Genomic DNA, 22,460 nt, shown 5'->3' with positions numbered 1-22,460 from the left:
ATGAGAATGTACTTTAGTCTTTTTTTATTCACCGTGTTGTTGCCGATTTTAACTGCAAAGGCAACGCCACTGTCGCTTATGCCCATACCGCAACAAGTGAGTATGACCGAAGGCACGCTGGTGTTTGATAACGAAATCAAGGTTGCGATACACGGCTTTAATGCGCAGAGGCAGGCTTTTCTGCTCGCCAGAACGCAGCAATACATTGAGCGCATCACTGGAAAACCTATCCCTTTACGGGTAGTAAAGCGTGGCAAAGCGGACTTAACCATTCGCGTGGAAAATATCGAAACCGAGCTACAGCTCCCTCAGTTGAATATGCCAGAAGACTACCAGCTTCAAATTGAAAAGGGTGGGGTAGTGCTTAGCGCAACATCCGTTTTCGGCGCGCAGCATGGCCTTGCTAGCCTGTTACAACTAGCCCAGAGTAATATATTGGGTCAGCTAACGCTCCCTTACACGGCTATCAGCGATAGTCCCCGCTTCCCTTGGCGTGGGCTACTTATTGATAGTGTGCGCCACTTTATGCCAATTGCGACAATAAAGCGCCAACTCGATGGTATGGCCGCGGCAAAGCTAAACGTTTTGCACTGGCACTTAACTGATGACCAAGGCTGGCGAATGGAAAGTAAGGTGTTTCCTAAGCTTACTCAACTGGCCTCAGACGGACTGTATTATCGTCAATCAGAAGTGAAAGAAGTGATTGAGTATGCAAGCTTTTTAGGGATCCGCGTGGTGCCTGAATTTGGTATGCCGGGGCATGCAAGCGCTATTGCCGTCGCTTACCCAGAGCTAATGACTAAAGCACAATCTTATGAAATGGAGCGCCATTGGGGGGTATTTAAGCCACTGCTCAATATCGCAAGTCCTGATGTATACGCCTTTATCGACGATTTACTGGCTGAGATGACGAGTCTATTTCCAGACGGCTACCTGCATATTGGAGGTGACGAGGTAGAGCCTGAGCATTGGTTGGAAAGCCCTGAAATACAGGAGCTAATGGCAAAACATGAGTTGAAAGATGGTCACGACCTGCAAAATTACTTTAATACTCGCGTACAAAAGCTTATTGCTAAGCACCAGCGTGTGATGATGGGGTGGGATGAGATCTTTCATCCGGCGTTGCCTAAAGATATTGTAGTGCAGTCTTGGCGTGGTCATGATTCGTTAAATGCAATTGCAGAAGCTGGCTATCAAGGTATTTTATCAACTGGGTTTTATATTGATCAGCCGCAGTATTCATCATTTCATTACCGTAACGACCCACATCCGGTGCTACCGACAGTGGATCTCACTCAACCGCGAGTATTGAGCTTAGCCTTTACGATCCCACGCCTAAAAGGCAGCGCAGTCAAAGGCGAACTTGTGGTGTTGGGTGGACAAGTACTTATAAAGCTTAATAACAACCGCCATCAGCTAGCACAAACAGATAAGCCAATTACTAGCAAGACTCAGCAGTTTACCGCTACCATTGATAGTTGGATGGGGCCTTTACAGTTTGAGTTTAATACAGCGCAGCAACAAGGCGCGGTAATGGTTGGTAATAGCCGTTATCCGCTCATACTTGAGGCGCTTGAAACACCACAACCAGTCGAGGTTTCAACATCGTTAAGCCAAGCAGACGACGCACGTATTTTAGGTGGTGAGGCGACAATTTGGAGCGAAATGGTCACCGAAAATAATCTTGATGTCAGAATATGGCCGCGACTTTTTGTTATTGCCGAACGTTTATGGTCCGCTAAAACACTTACGGATAGCAAGCAGATGTACGCGCGGTTGGATCATATCAGTGGTTTTGCACATAACGTCATTGGCTTAGGTCATAACACGCAGCAACAAGCGGGTTTTAATGGGCTTATCAGCACAACCTTGGATGAACCAAAGCGCAAGGCAACACTCGAGGTACTCACTCATCTTGCTGACCTTGTAGAACCAAGTCACTATTACACGCGTCACCATATTAAGTTCTTAAATGACGAGTACCACCAGTTTGCACCGCTTGATAAATTTGTCGACTATGTTGCGGTTGAAAGCCGTCAGGTCAGGCTACTTGAGGAGCGAGTCGCAAGCTATATCGCTGGTGATAACACTGCCTTAGCGCACATTGGCGCGATATTGCAACGTTGGCAAGCGGGACTTGAGGCGTTAACACTATTACAGCAAAGTCCAAAACTTACAGAAGCACACTCAACGGCGTTAAAGGTGATGCAGTTTATTGAATTGAGTCAGCAAGTGCTCGAAGTTTGTAAAGGGGCTTTACAGGCTACGCACCTAGATAGCAAGCTGCTAGCGCTGCAAAATTTAACGGATGAAGTGGTCATAACTGGAATATATCCAGTTCGAGCGCTTTACCTTCATTGTAAATAGGAAAGTCATGAGAAAAGTCATATTCAGTTTATTCTTGCTACAAAGTAGTGGTTATGCTGCTGCCAACACGATTGTAGATACACAAGATTGGATAACGGATGGTGTTTTCACGCAAGGTATTGAGGGACCCGCAGTGGACGATGCTGGCGTGTTGTATGCGGTTAACCATCAACAGCAGAGCACCATTGGTAAAGTGACAGCGCAAGGCCAAGCCAAAACCCTGCTGACGTTAAAAAATGGCTCTATTGGTAACGGTATTCGCTTTGATAAACAAGGGAATATGTATATAGCTGATTACGTCAATCATAATGTGCTTAAAGTCACCAAAGCGGCACTGATGCAAGGTGGTGATTTGTCACAATCCGTGACGGTATTTGCTCACGATAATCGCATGGATCAACCTAATGACCTTGCTATCATGGACAACGGAATTCTTTTCGCCAGCGATCCTAATTGGCAAGCCAGCAGCGGTAACCTTTGGCGTATAAATACAAGTGGAGAAGTAACCTTATTGGAAGCGGATATGGGCACCACCAATGGCATTGAAGTTAGCCCTGACAATAAAACGCTTTATGTGAATGAAAGCGTGCAGCGTAAAGTATGGCGCTATGAGTTAGATGAACAAGGCAATATTAGTAACAAACAATTATTTATCTCGTTTACCGATTTTGGCTTAGATGGCATGCGTACGGACAGCCAAGGCAATCTTTATATCGCCCGTTATGGTGCTGGTGTAGTCGCTGTGGTTTCACCTAAAGGCAAGTTACTTAGAGAAATTAAACTGAAAGGCAAGCACCCGACCAATGTGGCTTTTGGTGGCGAAGAGGGTAAGCGCTTATTTATTACCATGCAAAAACGCGGCGCTATCGAGATGGCTGAGGTGGAGTTTGCAGGACGAGAGAAATAGTTCGGCTCAGTGTAAATTAGCCGTCACCGATTAAAATCGGTAACTGGCAGTTCAAAGCTGAGCTGCCACATCTAACAAGGTTCTAAATCTGCTTAGTCGACTTTCCCGTAAAATAAGCATCTTTTAGCTTGGTAATAACCTCAGTGCTTACCCAATATATGTTTGATATATCACCGGGTTCATTATATCTGCCAAAAAATAGGTATTTACCATCGGGTGTAATTCTTGGAACGGTTTCTGAGTAACGGGTATTAACCCCTTCACCTAAATTTATAGGGCTAGACCAAGTGCCATCTTGCTCCTTAAAATAGACATATAGGTCGTTGTCTTTTCGACTCTTATCGCCTCTGTGACGACTATTAACCAATAGGTAATCGTTAGCGGGCGAAATAAAACCATGAAATCCAAACTCAATATCAATGGCTTTGGGAGTCGTAAACGCGCCGTTTGTATTTTCAGCGGTATACATTTTGCGTTCTGACATATTGGAGAAAACAGCTTCGCCATTTGCGCTTTGGTTGAAGTCTGAAAACTTACCCGTGTTTATTGCTGAATCGAACCTTTTAGCCTCACTCCAGCCACCTTTGCTACGGGTAACGTACCAAATTCCGGACGCTTTGGGGTCATCTGAACGCGCGGTAAAGTAAATCCGGTTGTCGTTCAGGCTTACATGGGGGACCAGTTCATAACTCATTCTTCCACCAGTAAAATTTGCGGCTTGAGGTTGAGTCCACTGTGCATTTTCTATTTTTGAATACATGATCCGTGGGCCTGAATCCACATTTTCTTGCTCTTCAAAGGCAGTGAAATACACTTCTGTAAGGTCGGGAGAGAACGACACTCCGAATTCATAACGGCCGTCAATCGAGATGATATCGGGGGCAAAAAGCTGCGCGGTTAACCCAGGCGGTGTCTGGCCAAGCCAAGGTCCTTGTAGCCTTGGCAAGGCTTCGTTAGCATGAACATGATTGGTGAGCATGACGGCTGCAAAAAGTAAGGGGGTGGCGGGTTTTATAATATTCATGCTGTTCTCCTTAAGCGCTAGATAAACCTGCTTACAGTAGCAGGGGGGTAGCGATTTACATTATTCTTTTGAACAGAGAACACTGTATCAGCTATGGGGTAAAGCTACGTGTAAACTAATGTAAAACAATAATTAAATTGCCTTTAGGAATTCCGAGCCTCCGCCGTTAAGGCCTCTACAGTGGTTGCTTTTACAAGCAATAAGTACGGTGCCAGCCGCTCTAGGTTCGTTGTGAGTTATTCGTATTTATCTTCAGGTTATCGTATAACTAACCGCAAACTACCCAAGCCTGTCCTTGCATACACGTCGTCCTTGCATACACGTCATTTTAAGCAAATTTGAGTCGTTGCAGCCCTTTTAGAGATTAGTATCGACTTACTAACCTATTTCAAAGCCCTGCATCTTGTAGTACCACAATCGAAGAGTCAACAAATTTGGGTATGCTCAGTCTTATCACTGCACCATCAAATAAGCGTTTACTGTTATTAGTTTGATGATGCGAGTGTATATGAACTCCAGCACAATTATATAGATCAATTAGCTTTACAGTGGCAAAGTCAGAGTAAACTTAGCACCGCCAAGTTCGGAGAATCCAACATGGCAACTGCCGCGATGCCAAGTGGCGATTTTGCGTACGATAGCCAGTCCAAGGCCATAACCACCGTTATCTTTGCTGCGACTTTCATCTAAGCGTGAGAAGGGAATAAAAACCGACTCCCACTGAGATTTAGGAATTCCATCACCGTCATCCTCAATATGGATATAGGCATTGCTTTTGTCACACTCAATATTAATCGCTATGGTTGAGCGACCATATTTATCAGCGTTTTGTACGATATTTTGCAAAGCTCGAGAAAGGTAATGTAGGTTGCCAGAGATGATGACCGTATTACTCATTTTCTTGAACGTTATTTTTTTATCGGTAAGCTTATTGAGTTTGCTTATCTGATCGCTGACAAGTTCACAAAGGTCAATTGGCGTTATCTCAAGTTTCTCTACTTCAAATTCAAGCCGTGCGTAAGCTAGCATTTCATCAATCATCGCCTCCATTTCGACCACATCGTCCGCCATATCACTTGCTTGCTCACGGCTTTGCTCTGGCAGCATAGCTAAAGCAAACTTAAGTCTGGCAAGTGGGGTGCGCAGGTCGTGAGAAACCGCATTAACGAGTAGTTTTTGGTTTTCAATTAGCCTTGCGACTTGAGATGCCAAGTCGCGGATCTGCTCGGTTAAATTTGAAATGGCAGAAAACCGGGAATGTCGGGTCGCTTTGGGCAGTTGGCCTTGAGTGAGATTTTCGGTGATATATCTCAGTTGCAATAAATCAAGCCACAAGGGTCTTATCCACAGCATAAGTAAAAACGCGAGCACGGCATAAGAAAGCAATTTGATGATCCATTGTTTATTGGCGGCAGAAGCCGCCGGTGCCAATGGCCCTAATTGCAGCAGCAACGTTGAATCGGGTACTTTGAAAGTCAGCCAAGCGCGGCCTTCATCGTCAAAGCTCGTTAAAATACCACCTTGAACTAAAGCGCTGGCTTGCTCAGGCAGCCAAGCGACATCATCCATGTTGAGTATTTTGACAGTTTCTGACTCTCGGGGTAGCTGGTCTGAGGAAATCGTGGATTTCAGTGTGTTGGCAACCGCTTTTGCGTGACGCAACTCATCGGGCGCGGAGAGCACCCAATGAGACCAAATAGCTTCGCTCACTTGGTTGATGACGACAATACTGGTAAACACAGCCAAATAGAGGCTGAGTAATAGTTTTAGCACAAATACACTAGCCCCAAGCAGACTTAGAGCAGAGGTAGCCCTTACCCCACACGGTAATAAGCCTCGCAGGTTGCTCTAGATTGTCGCCAAGCTTTTTACGCAACCGGCTAATGCGTACGTCAACACTTCTATCTAATCCGTCATATTCGCGGCCAACAACATGTTTATAGATATAGTCTCGACTCAGCGTTTCGCCCGCATGGCCTGCCAACGTCTTTAGTAAATCAAATTCATAGCTTGTGAGCTCAACCTCATCTCCAGCCAAATAGACCTTACGGTCCGATTTATCTATTTGTAATTCGCCTAAGGTAATGGAGTCAGACTGAACTTCATCATTTTGTGTACGTCTTAATAGCGCATTCAAACGGGCAAGTAGTACGTATGGCTCAACAGGCTTGATAATGTAATCATCAGCACCGATTTCAAGCCCTTTTACATGGTCGAAGTCGCTGTCTTTGGCGGTAAGAAATAAAACCGGCCCTTTAAACTCACCGCGCGCAGCTTTGCAAATAGAAAAACCATCAAGTCCGGGTAGCATAATATCTAAAATGAGAATGTCAGGTTTTTCTGCTTCAATCGCTTTAATGGCGTTAATACCATTGTGTAATTGAACGACTTCAAAGCCATTATGGATTAAGAACTTTGCGGTTAACTCCGCTAGTTTTACATCATCTTCGACAAGTAATACCTTGGCCATTAAAACACACTCCAATCGCTTCTGAGTTTGCGTCTATATTGTTGGTTGACGCTTGTGTGTACTTCAATATTTTGTTTTGCAACAACGTTATTTTTAGCATCTTTTAGGGTAAAGAGCATGGACTTTGAGAGTTGGATAATTTGTGTTGATTTTGCCTCCTTGGCCTGCTCCCAGCATTGTAATTTTTGTTTTTCCTGAAATAAACATAGGTTCATTTTAGAGGGCGATTGCCAAGCAATTTTTGCCGTCATTTCACAGCGTTGCCCTGCTTGTTTCACCATACATGTAATCGGTTTTATTTCTAAATTAATGCCATTGTTGGGTTTGGTTAAAGCTCTACTTGGTGCGCTGAAAATTATAATTATGATTAAGTACAACCTAAAATTCATATTTTCCCCCGACAAAGACCGTCGCGGTATAGCTATCCTCGACTATCGGGCTATCTGTCATTGTGCTATCAAGTTGCTGATATTTGGCGTTAAATTTAAAGGTCCAAGACTCACTTACGGGATAAGAGTAAGCAAAGCTAACATAAGGCTGGAAGCTTGAGCTGCCTTTATACCATAGTTCACTATTCGGAGTATCCGCTTTGTCTATGCCGTAGTAATAGTCCACCAGTTGTCGACTTTTCCATTTTAGCCCCGCTTTAATAAACACATAAGTGTTAGGTGTATTATCGAATCTAAAACGATAGCTAACTCCAACATCAGCATTGTAACCTTGATAAGTGTTGGTGATATCTGTGAGCCATGATGCGCTGATTTTTACGCTATCACTCATTATCCAGTGGGCTAAAACGCCGCCATCTATGGCCCATTTTCTCGACTCGATATCGTCTAAGGAGATAGCGGTTTGCTCTGCGGCGAATTCTCCGCCAGGGAGCTCATTGCTGGCATCAAACCCCATTTTTTGCACGAATATATTGTTTGGGTGAAATTTCTCGAAATAAGCCTGCTCGGTATTAAATGTGCCGATCAAGCTAAGATCAAATTTATCAGTATAGTGAAAGGTATAGCCCAAAGTCCCATTATCAAGAAAGAGGTGTTCACCGTAATAACTAATATAGGGCACAACAACCAAGGGAATATTTTCACCGTCATGGAGTGGGTTGGAGATCACGCCGCCGCCAAGTGCAATGCCAAATCGCCATTCATCGACTGGCGTACACTCGCTGTCATTGGCGTCACATGGCACCGCCGTGGCATTTACCAGAGTGCTAATCAGCAAGGTTAAGGCCATTAATAACTTATTCAACTTGGAACTCCAGTTCTGAATTTGGGCTTTGCACTGGCTTTTTAGAGGTGTCAATCAAAGCGCATTATTACTACCAGTGTAATTTACCAGTCGCTGTACAAATTACCAGAAAGGGTAACATTAAATAACAAAACAAGTAGCGAAGATAACAGAAATTTTAGTGTGAAAGTTTAGGCTTACGTTGGCACTTAACTTACAAGGAAACATATCATGAGATGCAAAATTTGGCTCAGTCTTCCGCTTGCCGCTAGCCTTTGCGCATGTGGTGGTAGTAACGACAATGATGAAGATAAATTACCAGAACTTAACGCGCTTAATAATAGCTCTGCGCCGTTGAAGTCAGCTTCATCAGCTCAGTTTAGTCAGTTTATCAAAAACGGTATTTTCGTTGCCAGCGGTGGGTTGAATAATGGCGATGATTTGGAAAATCCATCTGCAACCACAGATAGTGCACCTTACTCAGGCACCAATCAACTGGTTGAAGGGGTATCAGAAAGCGACCGGGTTAAATTCGATGGCCGTTACTTATTTATCGGCGGCTCGACCAGCGTTGCATATGCGGATACTGACAGCAAAACCTTCGTTAGGATCTTAGATACAGAGGCTACGGATGTCCCTACACAAGTTAATGAATTAGCGGTATCAGATTCAGAGTTTGCAAGCCAAAATCTTTACCTTAAAAACAATCAACTCATCAGCGTATTAATGGACTATGAGTATGATTTTGCTGATGATATGTCATCGCAAGAGGTACAACCTGAGATCAATTATCAAGGCGTGATTGAGCTTGCTTTTAGTAACGTATCCCTACCCGCACAGGCTGAGGTCGAAAAGCGCTTTCAAATTGATGGTTCACTAGTTGGCAGCAGATTAATCGGTGACAAACTCTATGTTATCGCCGACCACACTATACGCTACAGTGGTTTTAATAGCGCTGACAAAGTAGCAAGCTACAATCGCTTAATGGACACTAACATTAACGATTTATTACCTCAATTTAGAAATTTAAAGCAAGGAAGTGTAGCGCCACTGGTTGCCGCAGATGGCTGTTATTTGCCAGCAGATGCTACCGCGCAAGATGGATATAATGGCTTAACAACAGTGACTGAGATTGACATTCGTAATCCTGATGAGGTGAAAACAACTTGCGTTAGTACGCGCACCTTTGGTTTTTATATGTCTGCAACAGCAGTGTATCTTTACAATTACTCGTTTAATGGCAGTGATGGTGATGTCAACACTTCAATCTGGGATCCATCAGGCATAGTATTACATAAGTTATTGTTAACGGATGAAGGGGTGACATACCAAGCAACAGGTGAGGTGGAAGGTCAACTTGCTCGTGTCAGCGATACGATGGCCGCGACTCGATTTGATGAAAAAGATGGCGTTCTGCGCGTAGTAACGAGTCAGTATGATACAGATATCGGTAATAGTCATAAGTTGTATATGCTCAAACCACAAGGGAATGAACTCAACACCGTGGCGACGCTACCAAATAGCCAAAATCCAACCCCCATTGGTAAAATTAATCCGGATACGGGGCTTGTGGATGAAGACATTTATGCGGTTAGATATTTTAACGATACCGCCTATATCGTAACCTTTAGACAAATAGATCCTCTCTACGTTCTGGATTTATCTGACGCATCACAGCCTAAAATCTCGGGAAGTTTAGAGATCCCCGGTTTCTCTTCTTATCTGCACCCTGTCGGTGACGGTTTGCTTCTAGGGGTAGGTCAGCATCTTGGAGACCCTGATGGAAACGTGCAGCCCGGCACCAAAGTGAGCTTGTTTGATGTTGCAAATCCTGCTGAACCCAAGCTATTAAAAGATCATACATTTGCAGGGGGATTTACACCGCTGGAATATGATTATCGCGCTTTGGCCATGCTAAAAGACAATGCCTCAGTAACCCGGTTCACTTTGCCGATTGTTTACTGGAATACAGAACAAGTGAATGAAAGTAGTTATAACTGGTATAGCCAAAACGATCTCGCCGCATTTGAAATTATCCACGGCGTGGACTCAACACTCACTTATCGTGGGAGTAGCCGTGCCGAGGTAGCAACGCCCATAGCGAGTGACAAAGCACTCGGATATACCGAAGCAGATAGAGGACTTATTCAGGCTGATAAACTGCTTTATATCCATGGTAACTACGTGTGGCAGAGCAATTGGCAAACGCCTGCTGACAACAGCGGACCACATTAACCTAACTCCCTTTGAATATTAGGTTGTTGTACACTGTTTCGTTGCCAAGCGGTGAACTGTAGCACTGCTTACCACAGCTTCAGAGTTAACGTTACTTTTGCTGAGTCTGTATCAGCGAAACAGTGATTTTGGCCCCGCCCAGCGCGGGGCTTTTTTGAATTACAATGGTACCGCCAAAGCGAGTGACTATACGTTGCACAAAGGCCAAGCCAATTCCATACCCTGATTGCGATTGAGAATCGTCGCGATAAAACGGTAGTAACACTTTGTCTCGAACCTCGTTACTTATACCTATCCCGTCGTCTTCAATAATAAACTTAACCTTGTCATTATCGACTCGGGTTTCTAGTGATATTTTACCGTTGGCATATTTTATCGCGTTAGATAATAAGTTATTGATTAGCATGCGTAAGTACTGACCTTCACCGATTATCCAGCAAGGTTTTGACGAAAGTTTTAGTGTTAAGTCATGGACGTGGGCGTTATTGGCTAACTGGCGAGCCATAGCATTCAAGTCAACAGGCTGAAGTTCCACGTCGTCAAGACGGTGCTGCAATCTTGCGTAATCTAAAATAGCATCAATCACTTGCTCCATTTCATCAAGGTTTTGGTTGATCCTATCTTCGTACTGTGCCCGAAGCTCATCATCATGAGTTTCAACCAGTGTATCTAGCCCCATTCTCACCCTTGCAAGTGGCGTACGTAATTCATGAGAAAGTCCGCTGCTTAATAGTTTCATGTCAGTCATTAACCCGGCTATTTGTCGTGCCATTTGATTAAACGCTTGCTCAATATCCTTTAAGTACCATACCGTACCGACTTGCACGCGGGCGTTGAGTTCGCCTTTACCCAGCTGATGTGCGGCATTTTTGAGCTTTAACAGCCTAGCAATAAATGGGGTTAAAAAGGCGACGACAACAACGATAACGATAGCGTAAAATAACAAGGTCATGAGCAGAGCATATTTAGTCTGTAATTGCTTTTTTATTGTCAAAATATAGACATTTTCTTGGCTTATAAGTATGCAAGCACTTACTGAAGATTCGCTTTCGAGGTAAATAAACCGCTGCTGAGAGAGTTTGCGGCTTAAGCTCACAGGAAGTGGATAGTCGGCTCTTGGTACAAGTTGAGCGGTTAGTGTTTGGTGCAGTGGGATCGCAATAATTTGTGATTCAGGTATGTTGTCTCTAGCCATTGCGGCAATAATGGGTGCGGTTGTGCTAAGTGGATCGTAGTGGGCTTCATTATTCTCTGAGGATGAGGCGATAAGCGTGTCAAATATCAGACCTGTGATGACGCTTGCGAGCGTTAAGATGATAAGCAAAGCAAACACGAAGCGCCACATTACCACACGTCCTTCGCTAACTGATATCCTTTACCCCATACCGTCTTTATTTTAAATGGGTTTTGGCCATCATCACCTAGCTTCTTTCTCAGTCGCGAAACACGCAAATCTATAGAGCGGTCAAACCCATCATAATCAAATCCTCTGAGTGCTTTAGTAAGCTCATCTCGGGTAACAATTTTTCCGGCTTTACTGGCAAGTACCCAAAGCGCATCAAACTCATTGCTGGATAAGTTAACGGGCTGCCCAGCAAGAGTAACGCTTCTGTCTTCTTTATTGATATAGAGAGCGCCAAACTCAAGTGTTTGTTTGGGAGTGGTATCTTGAGTATGATGGCGCCTTAATAGCGCTTTTATGCGAGTTTCTAATAACCTGCCTCTTACTGGCTTTTTGAGGTAGTCGTCAGCACCCATCTCTAAGCCGATAATTTCATCAATTTCCTCATCCCTTGCTGTTAGCATTAATATTGGAATGCTTAGCGACTGACGAAGTTGCTTGCAGACTTCAAAGCCATCTAAACTTGGCAGCATGCCATCTAAAATCACCAAATCGGGAGGACAGGCTAAAACGTGCTCCAGCCCATCTTGACCATCATGATATAGCCGCACTGAAAATCCCTTGGTAGAGAGGTAATCACTCAGCCACTGGGCCAATTCTTTATCGTCTTCTATTAGGACTAACTCGGCTACCACAACTACTCCTAGAAAAGTCGCCAACGCACGGCGTTACTTTTTTGTTGTTTAAACACCCAAGCATATTGCAGCGCATAGCTTGCGAGAATATCCTTGTTATCTTCTAAGGTAATGAGCAAATCTTTCTCAACTAAAATCTCGCCTTGCCAACTCGCGGTTTTTTGCTGCTGCCAACAAACCAGCTCTTTTTCATCGGCATGGAGACAAAAGTTACCGGTCACTGAGGTTTGCCAGGTCACTGAGAGGTCGATAAAACATTGCTGACCTTGTTCGAGCGCAACACATTGCCCTGGTTTTACGGTCCATACGGGGACGTTAATTTCTTCTTTCGCTTGAGTTTGCATTGCGAGTAGGGCTAAGCCAAATAGTCGTTTTTTCATATTTAGCTCCTTAAAATACGTAGCTAAGTGACAAGCCAATGCTTTCACCGTGCTCAATTCTATCGTTAAAACTGACAATTGCCTTGGTGATAGGGCTATCCATAATACCTGATGCATATTTGGTGTAGCTGACGTGGCCATCGACTATCCAATTTTCTGTTAAAGCGCGTGAAAACCCGAGCTTTACCCCAAGATTAGCCCCGCCTTTGGCATCGTAACCTTTAAATGGTGCGCCACCGTAGTAATAATCTAAAATGGCCGAGTTTCGGTATTGTGCACCGACTGCGCTATAAAAGTGCCAGTTTTTGTATTGCCAGGGTTTAGAGATCCATAATGAAGCGTAGCTACCATCTGAATAGTCTGAGTTAATCACTTTTGGTGCAACAATAGCTCTAATTTGTAAGCCAAATACATCCCCTGTTGCTCTTATCCCAAGATAAGACGAAGTGTTTCGCTCATAGCGAGTCCCGCCAAAACGGTAATTTATCCGCCCATGAGCGGTTGAGAGTAGGGCATCAAATTCCCAATTTTCTGTCTCATAAAACTGATAACCGAGTGCAAGTGCTGGGTCAAACTTTTCAGAGCGGCCCGGAAACTCGATAAATAGACCGTTACTAAAATAGTACGCACCATGTAAAGTGGTTAAGAAAGACGTCTTGGCATTACTATAAATACCGCTGTTGTAGTTTACCCCGACTCCAATCGCTAAATAGCCATGACTTTCTTTTTTCGAGTCAGTGTCTTTTGCTTGCGCTGAACTTGCGGCCATAAGTGAGGCCGCAATCAATAAATGTGTTTTCATAGCAATTTCTATTAGTTATTAATTTGCTAGTTACTGTAGTGAGTGTAAGCGAGTATAGCTGTATCGATTTTCTGCAAGTTGTATCGAATTGTATCAAGCTTGTTCTGGCCTTCCATAATGGTCTGACATTATGCATGAAAATAAAGGAAGTCGTTACCGTTTGATACATTTTGAAAAAGTCAGAGACAGCATGGCGTACATACCTTAGTTATTGTTTTGTCACTTAAACGAAACGAGGTATTTCTCATGAGAACACTAAAACTGGTCACATTATTGTGTAGCGGACTGTCGTTATTTGGCTGTAATGATAGTCAGTCGACGTCGAATGATAACCCGAACCCTGTCTCTCCTTCTGTTGCGGTAGTTGATTTTCAAGGAATGCTTGAACAAAGTGTTGAAGCGGGTATTCCTGGAATTGTGCTTTATATCGATTCGCCTTCAATTCAATTTCAAGGTGCTGCAGGGTTAGCAGATAAAGAAAACATTATACCCATGACCACGGACGCTAGGATCCCAAATGGCAGTGCGGGGAAAAAAGTAACTGCGCTCTTAATGGCGATGTTGCATGAACAACAGTTATTAGATCTAGATGCACCGATAAGTGATTATCTGTCTGACGAACTTTTACAACAGATAGAAAACAGTGACGAAATGTATGTTCGGCAGTTACTCAATCATACGGCTGGATTATATGATTATCTCAATGATGCTAACGGTGAATTTTTTGCTGCAGTATTACAACAGCCAGACTTAATAAAAACGGACAGCTTTGCACTTCGGTTTGCCCTCAATCAAGACGCCAATTTCAAACCCGGAGCTGCGTGGAAATATTCTAATACCGGGTATTTATTGGCGGGCCTAATTATGGATAAAGTTTTGGGGGAGCATCACTCAAAGGCGATGCGTGAGTATATCTTTGAACCATTTGGCTTAAGTAGTATGAGTTATGGAGGAATCGAAAAGGCGTTTGGTGAAATTGCATCAGGGTACTTTGTTGATGATGAGGGTAATGAAATTAATACGCAGCCTTACTATGCCAATATCGGTGTGGCTGATGCACCGATTGTATCGACGGCTAAGGACCTTGGTGACTTATTTAAAATCATGATAACGAGCCCAGATATTCCCGCTAAGGTGCGTGAGCAATTGCTAGGCGAATCTGTATGGGTGGATACTGATGTCACCGGACAGCAATACAGCATGGGTATCTTTAGCGAGCAAGTCGGAAATAAACCTGTTTATCATCATAACGGTGCAGAGCTTGGGTATGCGACGTTAAATTGGTATCTGCCGTCAGAAAACATGGTTATGAGCGCAATTATTAATTGCCAAGGCTACAATCAATGCAATACAGAGATTGATAAAATCTCAGATAAGTTACGCGATACACTTTTTGGTTTGTAAAGATAAGGGGCTACTCAGTGGTAGCCCCTCGGATCAATGCAGAAGTCTAAAACTGGTATTTCGCACCAATAAATGCAAAACGTCCTACACCTGAGCCATAGGCACTATCAAAATTACCAGTGCCACCGACGATAAACGGACCTTTTTCATCAAATAGGTTATTCACACCACCATAAACAGAGAGAGTGCGGTTATCGCCTAGCTCCATGCTGTAGTTTACCGTTAAGCTATGAGTCGTTACTGATGGCAGTGCACCTTGCCATAGCGGCTCTGGATTGGCGATACAGGTTGTTTCGCCTGTTGCACAGCGTTCATTATTCTTCTCGATAGCAGCTTGCCAGTCTTCATATCTCGAACGGCTGGCTTCCACTGCGCCTTTATATTTTGTGCTAAAGCGTACACGCCAATCATTTTTATACCAAGTCAGTGAAATAGCGCCTTTGTCTTCAAAGATATCGGTGCTGAGGTAGCCTTCATAAAGGTCTTCGTATTGTCCATCAGGACCCGTACTGGTGATTGAGTATTCGATCACGTGTGTCCAATCGGCTTTCACCTTAAAGCTACCGTAATCGCTAGCGTCATACACATACTCTAATGCGATATCGTAACCTTTAGTGCGGATCTCATCCGTGTTGATGACACGTTGATTGACTTCATAAATCTGCCCTTCTTCATCGCGTTTAATATCACGACAAAACTCGTTACTGTCACCGAATTCCATAGACGAAGCGTAACAGAACTTAATGATGTCTTCGTTAGCAAGTGAGCTTACCGCATCATCAATTTGAATGTCGTAATAATCTAGCGCAATTCTAAAATCCGGTGCAAAGGAAGGCGCTAAAGATAAACCGATGGTGATGGTATCTGCTGTTTCCTCAAACAGCTCGCTATTTCCTGAGTTGGGTGAGTAGCCGTTATTTTCGTCTTCAAAAGTACCTTCAGCGGCAATAGCGGCTTGTATTCCCGCATCTTTACGGCAATTGTCGTGGCCTGCATCTGTTGACGTCGCGGTAACACCATCACAGATATCATCAAAGCTATCATAGTCGCCACGAGGTGGTGACATAAGTTCAGTTATTGTTGGTGCCCTCATGGCTCGAGCCCAGTTTGCACGAATGGAATAACCTTCGATTGGCTCATAAATAAAGCCAGCCTTGTAACTTTGGATTAATCCCGTATTTGCCCAGCTGTAATCTGCGATACGAGCAGAGACCTCGGCGCTAAGCGATTTTGCCATTGGTGCATCTTTTAATAACGGTAACGATAACTCACCGAAGATTTCACGAACACTTACATCGCCTTCAAATGTGGGCACATAGTTAAACGTTACGCCACCATTTGGCACGTTGGTCGATACGCTCTGCGTATCTTTTCTGTATTCAAAACCAAAAGCTGAAGCAACGGCGCCTGCTGGGAGTTCAAATAAATCACCAGTAACAAATCCAGATACCGTCACCTGATCAATATCCGTTGTAATGGAAGGATTGGCGCGAATATAGTCTGCCGCTTCAGGTGTGATTGAGCCTTCACCGAATAAATTAATTGGTACACAGCCTTGGCTACGTGCTTGCTCATCTTTACACTGAATTGTACCATCAGCAAGGCGCTCAGCATTTAGCGCCTGTTTAACTCGAGCAACGTAAATTTCGTTACTGCGGGTTTGTTCTTGCTTAAATTTGCCGTAGCCAACAGAAACATCCCACTCCCAGTCATCCCAAATATAACCGCGTAGACCACCCCAAGTTCTGATTGTTGTTCTTTCATTGCTATTCACTATGTTACCGACCTCTGTGAATAGTCGGTCCCAGGTCACGCCTTTTGAGCTTGCTTTATCTCGAATTGCTTCTGGCATATATGGATTATCATAAGGAATACGGCCCATACAGTCTGAGCCAAATTGATTACTGTTTGGGTCATAGGTAACAATTGCGTCGCACTCATCTTCGCTTTCAGGCGACTTTACATTGCGAGAGGTATTGCGGCTGTACTGCAATTGAAAGTAAGCTTCCGTCCCCGAGTCAAACTCATACTCAGTTTTTACTGCCGCTGAAAGGTCTTTGTCAGGCACCTTCAGCATAGTAAATTGCTCAAAATCGATGCCGTGAAGTTCTTCTTGCCAATCATCCCTCAAGGTTGTGCCGTCATACCAAAAGCCTGAATCGGGTTTAAAGCTGCTTGATTCGTTAAATACGCCACCGGGAATTGAATCGCTTAGGCTGGTCCACTGGGATTTATCAATATCCCTCATACAATGATAGGCACTTTTTGTATCAGGGTCGTAGTTGGCAGTGAGCATCACGTTGCACATACGGTCGTCATCATAGTCCCAGCTATTTTGTTGCTGTGCACGCTTTCTATCCCAGTAGCTTAGTCCTTTTTCTTCGTCGTAAGTGGCACTGACAAATAAGTAGCCTTTGCCATTATCGTAAGTCGTACCATAATCAGCATTTACCGTATATTCACGAGCGCCGCCTTCGGTACTTTCACCACCTCGAGCACTAAATGTAGCCCCTTCTTGATCTTGCTGAGTAATAATATTCACAACACCTGCAACTGCATCAGAGCCATAAGCCGCTGAAGCACCACCGGTAATGATTTCAACTCGCTCAACCATACCTTTAGGGATGGTTGATAGGCTCACATAGTTGCCTGAATAGCTGTTTGATACCACTCTTCGGCCATCAATTAACGTTAATGTCCGACTAACCCCTAGCTCACGTAAGTCGATAGTTGAAAGCCCGGTATTTTGCACGCTGCTTTGCGAGTTACCATTCCCTGTACCTTCACTCACTTGCGGCATTTCTTCATAAAGAATTTCTGAAAGTGAACCAAAGCCTGCATCATTGAGAGACTCGGCCCCCATTGTGGCAATAGGAGTTGGCACCGAAAAGCTATCGCGCTTGATACGAGAACCTGTAACGACAATCTTTTCTAATGACTTATCTTCACTTTGGGCTTTAGCCACTGCATTACTTTGTTCAACTTGTTGACGATCGATTTGTTGCTCTTCAGCCATTGCCGTATTGCTGCAGGCGAGCGCGATAGATAGGGCGAGTAATTTAATATTGTTATTAGGTGACACGGGCGTCCCTCTTTTAATTTCTGATTGTTGTTTATTTATTAGGTATTAGGGCTTGTAGAAAGAAGTGCGTATCCTTTGTTCTGATCTAAGCAATAAAAAGTACTGCACCTCATTTTAGCCATTGTGACCGTCACTATGATTCATGCAACGAATTGGATATCTATTCTTTGACGTTTTTAACTCTATTTAATATCTATTTAAAAATAAGATTAAAATTCAATGATTTACGTTTTTTCTTTGTTGTGATTGCATTATTGTCACGATGTTTATCGCGTTACTTTTGTCTTTTGGTAACTATTTTAGGTATGATTTACAACGTATTTACTCACGGTTAGAAAAATGCAGCACAGTGCGTCGTATCAGTTATTAGATGTCAATATTGATCCTGTTGGACATATGCTGTCCAGTGCCGGACAGGTGTGCTGTGTCCAGCCTAAATTTATCGAAGTGTTGACGGTATTAGCGCATGCATATCCGAGTGTGGTTACCCGAGAGGAAATCATTGAGCAGGTTTGGGGGGGGAATCTATTTGTTGGGGAGAAAGCATTAACTAATGCAATTTGGCATCTTCGCAAAACCTTTAAAACCTTACTTGCAAGCAACGAAGAAGAGAGCAGTGCTGCTGATTTTGATGTGATCGAAACCATAAGAAAGTCGGGATACAGATTAAAAGTACAGCCTACCTTTATCGATATCAAGGTTTCACCAAGTAAATCCAGTGCGCAAAATTTACCTTTCAAGCTCAAAGTGGCAGGGATAGTAGCGACATTATTCATTCTACTTAGTGTCTTTGTATATTTCCTAGTTGAACAGTCAAGTCATCAACTCGAAGGAGTCACTGATTACCCGGGGCGTGAGCTTTTTCCTAGTGTCTCCCCGAATGAGCAGTACCTAGCATTTGCTTGGCGAAAGTTTGGCAGTCATGCAGGACTATATTTAAAAAATCTAAAACGTCCTGATGAACCCCTTGAAGTATTAGTAGATGGCCCTGGAAATGTGTCGGTATCAGTGTGGGGGCGAGATAATCGCACGCTCTTTTACATAGAGAAGCGCTCAGAAGCATGTACGATTAAGTCACTGGATGTAGTGACCAAAAAACAATCAAATATAGCTAGCTGTATTGCAGATACGACCACTACCTTAAGCTATTCAGCTGAAAAAAACCTCCTTGGATTTATCGCAAAGCAAGGCCCTACGGATCCTCCAAAAGTAACCTTGCTAAATTTAAACGATAAAACAGCGACAGAATTAGGTTGTGAGCTAGATTGTGACGGGAGTGGGCTTGAAAGTATTGCGCTTTCTCCCGATGCCAAGCAAATCGCGATTAGCCGTAACTTGCCGAATGGACTTGAAAATCTCTATTTGAAAAATCTGGATACTGGTAAGGAAGTTAAAATATTAAGTGGGCATGATGATCTACGCGGCGTGAGTTGGCATCCCACTGATGATTATTTGGTTGTATCGTCTATTGAACATGGCGCACGCAGCGCGTATAAACTTTCACTTGAAGGTAAAGTATTGGGGACATTGCCATTTGATGGGTTGAGTTACCCAAGTTTTAGTCAATCGGGGCGTTTATATTTTCATGACTGGAACATTAATACTTCTATTATGAAACTTGACCTCAACGCGCAGGTCGCCAGTTCACCCTTTCCATTACTACAATCACAAACTAGCTTCCGTTATCCCAGTTATTCACCTGTGTCTGAGCGTTTACTTTTTGTCTCCAATCAATCAGGATTTGATGAAATTTGGATGTCGAATTTGGAAGGTGATCAAAGAATACAGCTGACAGAGCTTGGGTTACAAGCAATGCACCCTGCATGGTCACCTGATGGCACTAAAGTGATTTTTACCACAAAGTCACACCAAGGAAGCCAACTTCAACTTTTGGATATGGCCACTAAACAAGTAACTCAACTAGAAACTGGGCTAAAGTATCACGGTAAACCCAGTTGGTCTCAAGACGGTAGCTCAATTTATATTTCTGATGACAATAATGTATTTCGCATTTTTCTTGATTCAAAAAGCGCTCCAGTGAAGTTAACTACTGGCACCACCGCGTTTGAACATGAAGGGATGTTGTACGTATATAAAAGCGAGATACAAGAAATGTGGCGTATCGAGCTGGCAACCGGGGTAGAAACGCTATTGTTTAAAAATGCACACTTGGCTTCTAGCGCAAGCTGGTCTGTGTCTAATGCTGGGCTTTACTATTTATATGTTCGTCGTGGGGACTTCCGCATTAGTTATTTTGACTTTGCCAGTAAAGCGCATAAAGATATTATTCGAGTCCCAGAACGTAGCTTTAGCCGAAGTCGCGGCCTTGCGTTTATCGCTGAAAAACAATGGCTGCTATTTACCGGTTACGAAATCCCACAAGTAGATATAAAACGAATCGAAATGTAGTCATGAGTCACAATTTCTCGACTATCATAACCACAGGTTTGGATAAGAAATTAGCTATCCCAAGCTCAGGTTATATAACAAACTCAAGGCAATTAGCCCTTAGATGAAGGATTTAAACAATGATTGAAGTTGGACAAAAATTACCACAAGCAGAATTGAGCGAACTTACCGCTGACGGCATGGTTAATCACGAAGTAACAGCGTTGTTCGCTGGTAAGAAAGTAGTGCTTTTTGCGGTTCCTGGTGCCTTCACACCGACTTGCTCAGCGTCTCATTTACCCGGTTTTGTCGTGAATGCAGATAAACTTGCTCAAAAAGGTGTTGATATCATCGCATGTGTATCGGTAAACGATGCTTTTGTAATGAAAGCTTGGGGTGATGCACAAAATGCAGAAGCAATTATGATGCTTGGAGACGGCGATGCGAGCTTTACCAAAGCGCTAGGGCTTGAAATGGATACCGGTTCATTTGGCGGTGTACGTTCGCAGCGTTACGCTATGATTATTGAAGACGGCGTCGTGACAACACTCAATGTAGAACAACCTAAGCAATTTGAAGTCAGTAAAGCTGAAGTTATTTTAGATGCTCTATGACTGTAAAAGTAAATGACCTGAAATTCGGGTAAATTGTACCAGTTCGCTTTGAATGGCCTAAAGGTGCTCTTGTCTGAGCGAATTGGTATGAAAAAGAACGACTATTTTTACTTTTAGAAATCATCCAAAAATGATTAGAAAACGTGCGCCATGGCTGGAGACGAAAGTTTTCCTACTCTTGTAAAAGGTTACATGGAATTAATGTCGTTACAGTATTTTTCCGGCAATGTCAGAGGTCAATGTGGGATGGTAAAATCAGCCCATGATTTTGACGAGTGTGGCTACGTTATAAAACACAATTTTATTCCGTCCGCCGAACTTAACAAAATAAAACAAGTCGTTTTAGCTTTTCATCATGTGTGGCGGACTGACAATAATGACTTTTATCAAAACAGAGCAGTAAATTCTGCCTACCTTACTGCACCAAAGTACCTAGGCGAACAGCAAAGGCTTGTCCTTTTTCAATTCATTGCCTCTACTCCTCTGGTGTCTCTAGCTGCATCCATATTTTCGGGTGAGTTTAGGTTTATGAATACTCAGCTATTTTTTAACCCAGTGAACACCACTCAACTCAATTACTGGCACCGAGATCCGCAATACCATTTAACCATCGAAGAGCAAAAACAAGCGTTGTTGTCGGGGCCTGAAGTGGTTCATTTTCGGTTAGCACTGGAAGATGAGCCCGGAATAGAATTGATACCAGGTACCCACAAGCGTTGGGACACAGTTCAAGAGTTAAATGTGAGGTTAGAGCAATCAGGACATCATAATCATGAAAGTCTGTCAGAAGGTAAAGCGATTCCACTGAAAGCGGGTGATCTTCTCGCTTTCTCAGCCAATATGATACATCGCGGTATTTATGGCAAAAATAGGTTGGCACTTGATATATTATTTTGTGAGAGTGACCCCAAACTCACTCAATATATTAATCAAGAGTGTTTACCTGAGGGAGAAATGCTGACGTTACTTGACGTACCACATGTTTTTCACGGTTAAGTAATTTATTTCAAGGTAAGTAAAGCTCAACACGATTAGGTCCTGTTGAGCTTAAAATATGAATTAATTAGATTCTATAAGTCGCATTCGCAGGATTGGAAAAGGCTTGCCCATATCGTCAGTTGGTGAGCGTTCATATACCTTAAAACCTTTTGCTTTATAAAAGCCGACGGCTTCTGGGTTTTGCTCATTGACATCAACAAACTGCACATTTTGTGTTTCAAGCGCAAAGCGAAGCAGCTCAGTACCGACACCTTGTCCTCTGCTTTTCGCGAGTACAAACAACATCTCGATTTTTTGGTCATGGACACCGATAAAACCGACAATATTCGCGTCGCTATTTTTTACACAGTGTAGCGTAACATTTGGAAACGCCTGTTCAATAATAATAGGTTTAAAATAAGCGATATCCGCCTCAGTGATAAAATCATGAGTGGCTTGCACAGAGTCTTCCCAAACCGCCAGTAGTTCTTGGTAATCGCTTGGTGTAACTGGACTTATCATCATTTTTCCTTTTGTCT

At 43.3% G+C, this 22,460-nt stretch carries 18 protein-coding genes; 7 read left to right on the top strand and 11 right to left on the bottom strand.

Going from position 1 to position 22,460, the window contains the following annotated elements:
* Both JJQ94_RS04510 and JJQ94_RS04505 read left to right on the top strand, forming a co-directional pair.
* The gene (locus JJQ94_RS04510; protein WP_236596444.1) at window positions 1-2,367 is read left to right on the top strand and encodes a family 20 glycosylhydrolase; all 2,367 of its coding nucleotides are present in this window, start codon (window positions 1-3) and stop codon (window positions 2,365-2,367) included.
* Window positions 2,368-2,374: 7 nt separating this feature from the next.
* A complete protein-coding gene (locus JJQ94_RS04505; protein ID WP_099029801.1) occupies window positions 2,375-3,274 on the top strand; it encodes an SMP-30/gluconolactonase/LRE family protein in 900 nt (299 codons plus the stop codon).
* An 82-nt stretch (window positions 3,275-3,356) separates the two neighbouring features.
* Here the strand turns inward: JJQ94_RS04505 and JJQ94_RS04500 are convergent, their stop codons facing one another.
* The 5 genes from JJQ94_RS04500 to JJQ94_RS04480 form a co-directional block, all read right to left on the bottom strand.
* Window positions 3,357-4,298: a PD40 domain-containing protein gene (locus JJQ94_RS04500; RefSeq protein ID WP_099029802.1), complete on the bottom strand. Its 942-nt coding sequence runs from the start codon at window positions 4,296-4,298 to the stop codon at window positions 3,357-3,359.
* Window positions 4,299-4,841: 543 nt separating this feature from the next.
* Entirely contained in the window at window positions 4,842-6,071 is a 1,230-nt protein-coding gene (locus tag JJQ94_RS04495) for an ATP-binding protein (protein ID WP_099029803.1), read from the bottom strand.
* A gap of 7 nt (window positions 6,072-6,078) precedes the next feature.
* Window positions 6,079-6,768 carry a response regulator gene (locus tag JJQ94_RS04490; protein ID WP_010375648.1) on the bottom strand — a complete coding sequence of 230 codons (690 nt, stop codon included), beginning with the start codon at window positions 6,766-6,768 and terminating at the stop codon, window positions 6,079-6,081.
* Entirely contained in the window at window positions 6,768-7,157 is a 390-nt protein-coding gene (locus tag JJQ94_RS04485; protein ID WP_010375649.1) for a DUF3019 domain-containing protein, read from the bottom strand. The genes JJQ94_RS04490 and JJQ94_RS04485 overlap by 1 nt, the downstream gene beginning before the upstream one ends.
* A complete protein-coding gene (locus tag JJQ94_RS04480) occupies window positions 7,147-8,022 on the bottom strand; it encodes a MipA/OmpV family protein (RefSeq protein WP_236596443.1) in 876 nt (291 codons plus the stop codon). The genes JJQ94_RS04485 and JJQ94_RS04480 overlap by 11 nt, the downstream gene beginning before the upstream one ends.
* A 210-nt stretch (window positions 8,023-8,232) precedes the next feature.
* Between JJQ94_RS04480 and JJQ94_RS04475 the strand changes: the two genes are divergently transcribed.
* Window positions 8,233-10,236 (top strand): beta-propeller domain-containing protein, encoded by a 2,004-nt coding sequence (locus JJQ94_RS04475; protein WP_099029805.1) that lies wholly within the window; start codon window positions 8,233-8,235, stop codon window positions 10,234-10,236.
* Between the two features lie 91 nt (window positions 10,237-10,327).
* Here JJQ94_RS04475 and JJQ94_RS04470 read toward each other — a convergent pair whose 3' ends face one another.
* From JJQ94_RS04470 to JJQ94_RS04455, 4 genes are read right to left on the bottom strand one after another with little or no spacing between them, the layout of a single operon-like run.
* On the bottom strand, window positions 10,328-11,581 hold the full coding sequence (locus JJQ94_RS04470) for a sensor histidine kinase (RefSeq protein WP_099029806.1): 1,254 nt from the start codon (window positions 11,579-11,581) through the stop codon (window positions 10,328-10,330).
* On the bottom strand, window positions 11,581-12,273 hold the full coding sequence (locus JJQ94_RS04465) for a response regulator transcription factor (RefSeq protein WP_099029807.1): 693 nt from the start codon (window positions 12,271-12,273) through the stop codon (window positions 11,581-11,583). The genes JJQ94_RS04470 and JJQ94_RS04465 overlap by 1 nt, the downstream gene beginning before the upstream one ends.
* An 8-nt stretch (window positions 12,274-12,281) precedes the next feature.
* Window positions 12,282-12,653: a DUF3019 domain-containing protein gene (locus tag JJQ94_RS04460; protein ID WP_099029808.1), complete on the bottom strand. Its 372-nt coding sequence runs from the start codon at window positions 12,651-12,653 to the stop codon at window positions 12,282-12,284.
* Window positions 12,654-12,663: 10 nt separating this feature from the next.
* A complete protein-coding gene (locus JJQ94_RS04455; RefSeq protein WP_099029809.1) occupies window positions 12,664-13,455 on the bottom strand; it encodes a MipA/OmpV family protein in 792 nt (263 codons plus the stop codon).
* A gap of 246 nt (window positions 13,456-13,701) precedes the next feature.
* Between JJQ94_RS04455 and JJQ94_RS04450 the strand changes: the two genes are divergently transcribed.
* Window positions 13,702-14,859, top strand: coding sequence for a serine hydrolase domain-containing protein (locus JJQ94_RS04450; RefSeq protein ID WP_099029810.1), 1,158 nt, complete (start codon window positions 13,702-13,704; stop codon window positions 14,857-14,859).
* Window positions 14,860-14,905: 46 nt separating this feature from the next.
* Here the strand turns inward: JJQ94_RS04450 and JJQ94_RS04445 are convergent, their stop codons facing one another.
* On the bottom strand, window positions 14,906-17,941 hold the full coding sequence (locus JJQ94_RS04445) for a TonB-dependent receptor domain-containing protein (RefSeq protein WP_099029811.1): 3,036 nt from the start codon (window positions 17,939-17,941) through the stop codon (window positions 14,906-14,908).
* Window positions 17,942-18,280: 339 nt separating this feature from the next.
* On the opposite strand from JJQ94_RS04445, the gene JJQ94_RS04440 reads away from it, so the two are divergent.
* The 3 genes from JJQ94_RS04440 (at window position 18,281) to JJQ94_RS04430 (ending at window position 21,939) form a co-directional block, all read left to right on the top strand.
* Entirely contained in the window at window positions 18,281-20,350 is a 2,070-nt protein-coding gene (locus JJQ94_RS04440) for a winged helix-turn-helix domain-containing protein (protein ID WP_099029812.1), read from the top strand.
* 119 nt (window positions 20,351-20,469) lie between these two features.
* Window positions 20,470-20,943, top strand: a complete 474-nt coding sequence (locus tag JJQ94_RS04435) for a peroxiredoxin (protein ID WP_099029813.1) — start codon at window positions 20,470-20,472, stop codon at window positions 20,941-20,943.
* A 201-nt stretch (window positions 20,944-21,144) separates the two neighbouring features.
* Entirely contained in the window at window positions 21,145-21,939 is a 795-nt protein-coding gene (locus JJQ94_RS04430) for a phytanoyl-CoA dioxygenase family protein (RefSeq protein WP_236596442.1), read from the top strand.
* A 63-nt stretch (window positions 21,940-22,002) separates the two neighbouring features.
* Here the strand turns inward: JJQ94_RS04430 and JJQ94_RS04425 are convergent, their stop codons facing one another.
* Window positions 22,003-22,443: a GNAT family N-acetyltransferase gene (locus tag JJQ94_RS04425; protein ID WP_099029814.1), complete on the bottom strand. Its 441-nt coding sequence runs from the start codon at window positions 22,441-22,443 to the stop codon at window positions 22,003-22,005.
* Between the last annotated feature and the right edge of the window lie 17 nt (window positions 22,444-22,460).

It is taken from the genome of Pseudoalteromonas sp. GCY (genome assembly GCF_016695175.1).
Taxonomy (GTDB): Bacteria; Pseudomonadota; Gammaproteobacteria; order Enterobacterales; family Alteromonadaceae; genus Pseudoalteromonas.
The sequence above is the reverse complement of the archived record's forward strand: the minus strand, read 5'-3'. Positions and strand labels throughout refer to the sequence as shown.

Excerpts from the sequence above, each read along its gene's own strand:
- JJQ94_RS04460 (WP_099029808.1), bottom strand. The coding sequence starts at position 12,653 with ATGAAAAAACGACTATTTGGCTTAGCCCTACTCGCAATGCAAACTCAA.
- JJQ94_RS04505 (WP_099029801.1), top strand. The coding sequence starts at position 2,375 with ATGAGAAAAGTCATATTCAGTTTATTCTTGCTACAAAGTAGTGGTTAT.
- JJQ94_RS04490 (WP_010375648.1), bottom strand. The coding sequence starts at position 6,768 with ATGGCCAAGGTATTACTTGTCGAAGATGATGTAAAACTAGCGGAGTTA.
- JJQ94_RS04510 (WP_236596444.1), top strand. The coding sequence starts at position 1 with ATGAGAATGTACTTTAGTCTTTTTTTATTCACCGTGTTGTTGCCGATT.
- JJQ94_RS04455 (WP_099029809.1), bottom strand. The coding sequence starts at position 13,455 with ATGAAAACACATTTATTGATTGCGGCCTCACTTATGGCCGCAAGTTCA.
- JJQ94_RS04430 (WP_236596442.1), top strand. The coding sequence starts at position 21,145 with ATGTCGTTACAGTATTTTTCCGGCAATGTCAGAGGTCAATGTGGGATG.
- JJQ94_RS04435 (WP_099029813.1), top strand. The coding sequence starts at position 20,470 with ATGATTGAAGTTGGACAAAAATTACCACAAGCAGAATTGAGCGAACTT.
- JJQ94_RS04425 (WP_099029814.1), bottom strand. The coding sequence starts at position 22,443 with ATGATAAGTCCAGTTACACCAAGCGATTACCAAGAACTACTGGCGGTT.
- JJQ94_RS04440 (WP_099029812.1), top strand. The coding sequence starts at position 18,281 with ATGCAGCACAGTGCGTCGTATCAGTTATTAGATGTCAATATTGATCCT.
- JJQ94_RS04450 (WP_099029810.1), top strand. The coding sequence starts at position 13,702 with ATGAGAACACTAAAACTGGTCACATTATTGTGTAGCGGACTGTCGTTA.
- JJQ94_RS04475 (WP_099029805.1), top strand. The coding sequence starts at position 8,233 with ATGAGATGCAAAATTTGGCTCAGTCTTCCGCTTGCCGCTAGCCTTTGC.
- JJQ94_RS04470 (WP_099029806.1), bottom strand. The coding sequence starts at position 11,581 with ATGTGGCGCTTCGTGTTTGCTTTGCTTATCATCTTAACGCTCGCAAGC.
- JJQ94_RS04485 (WP_010375649.1), bottom strand. The coding sequence starts at position 7,157 with ATGAATTTTAGGTTGTACTTAATCATAATTATAATTTTCAGCGCACCA.
- JJQ94_RS04500 (WP_099029802.1), bottom strand. The coding sequence starts at position 4,298 with ATGAATATTATAAAACCCGCCACCCCCTTACTTTTTGCAGCCGTCATG.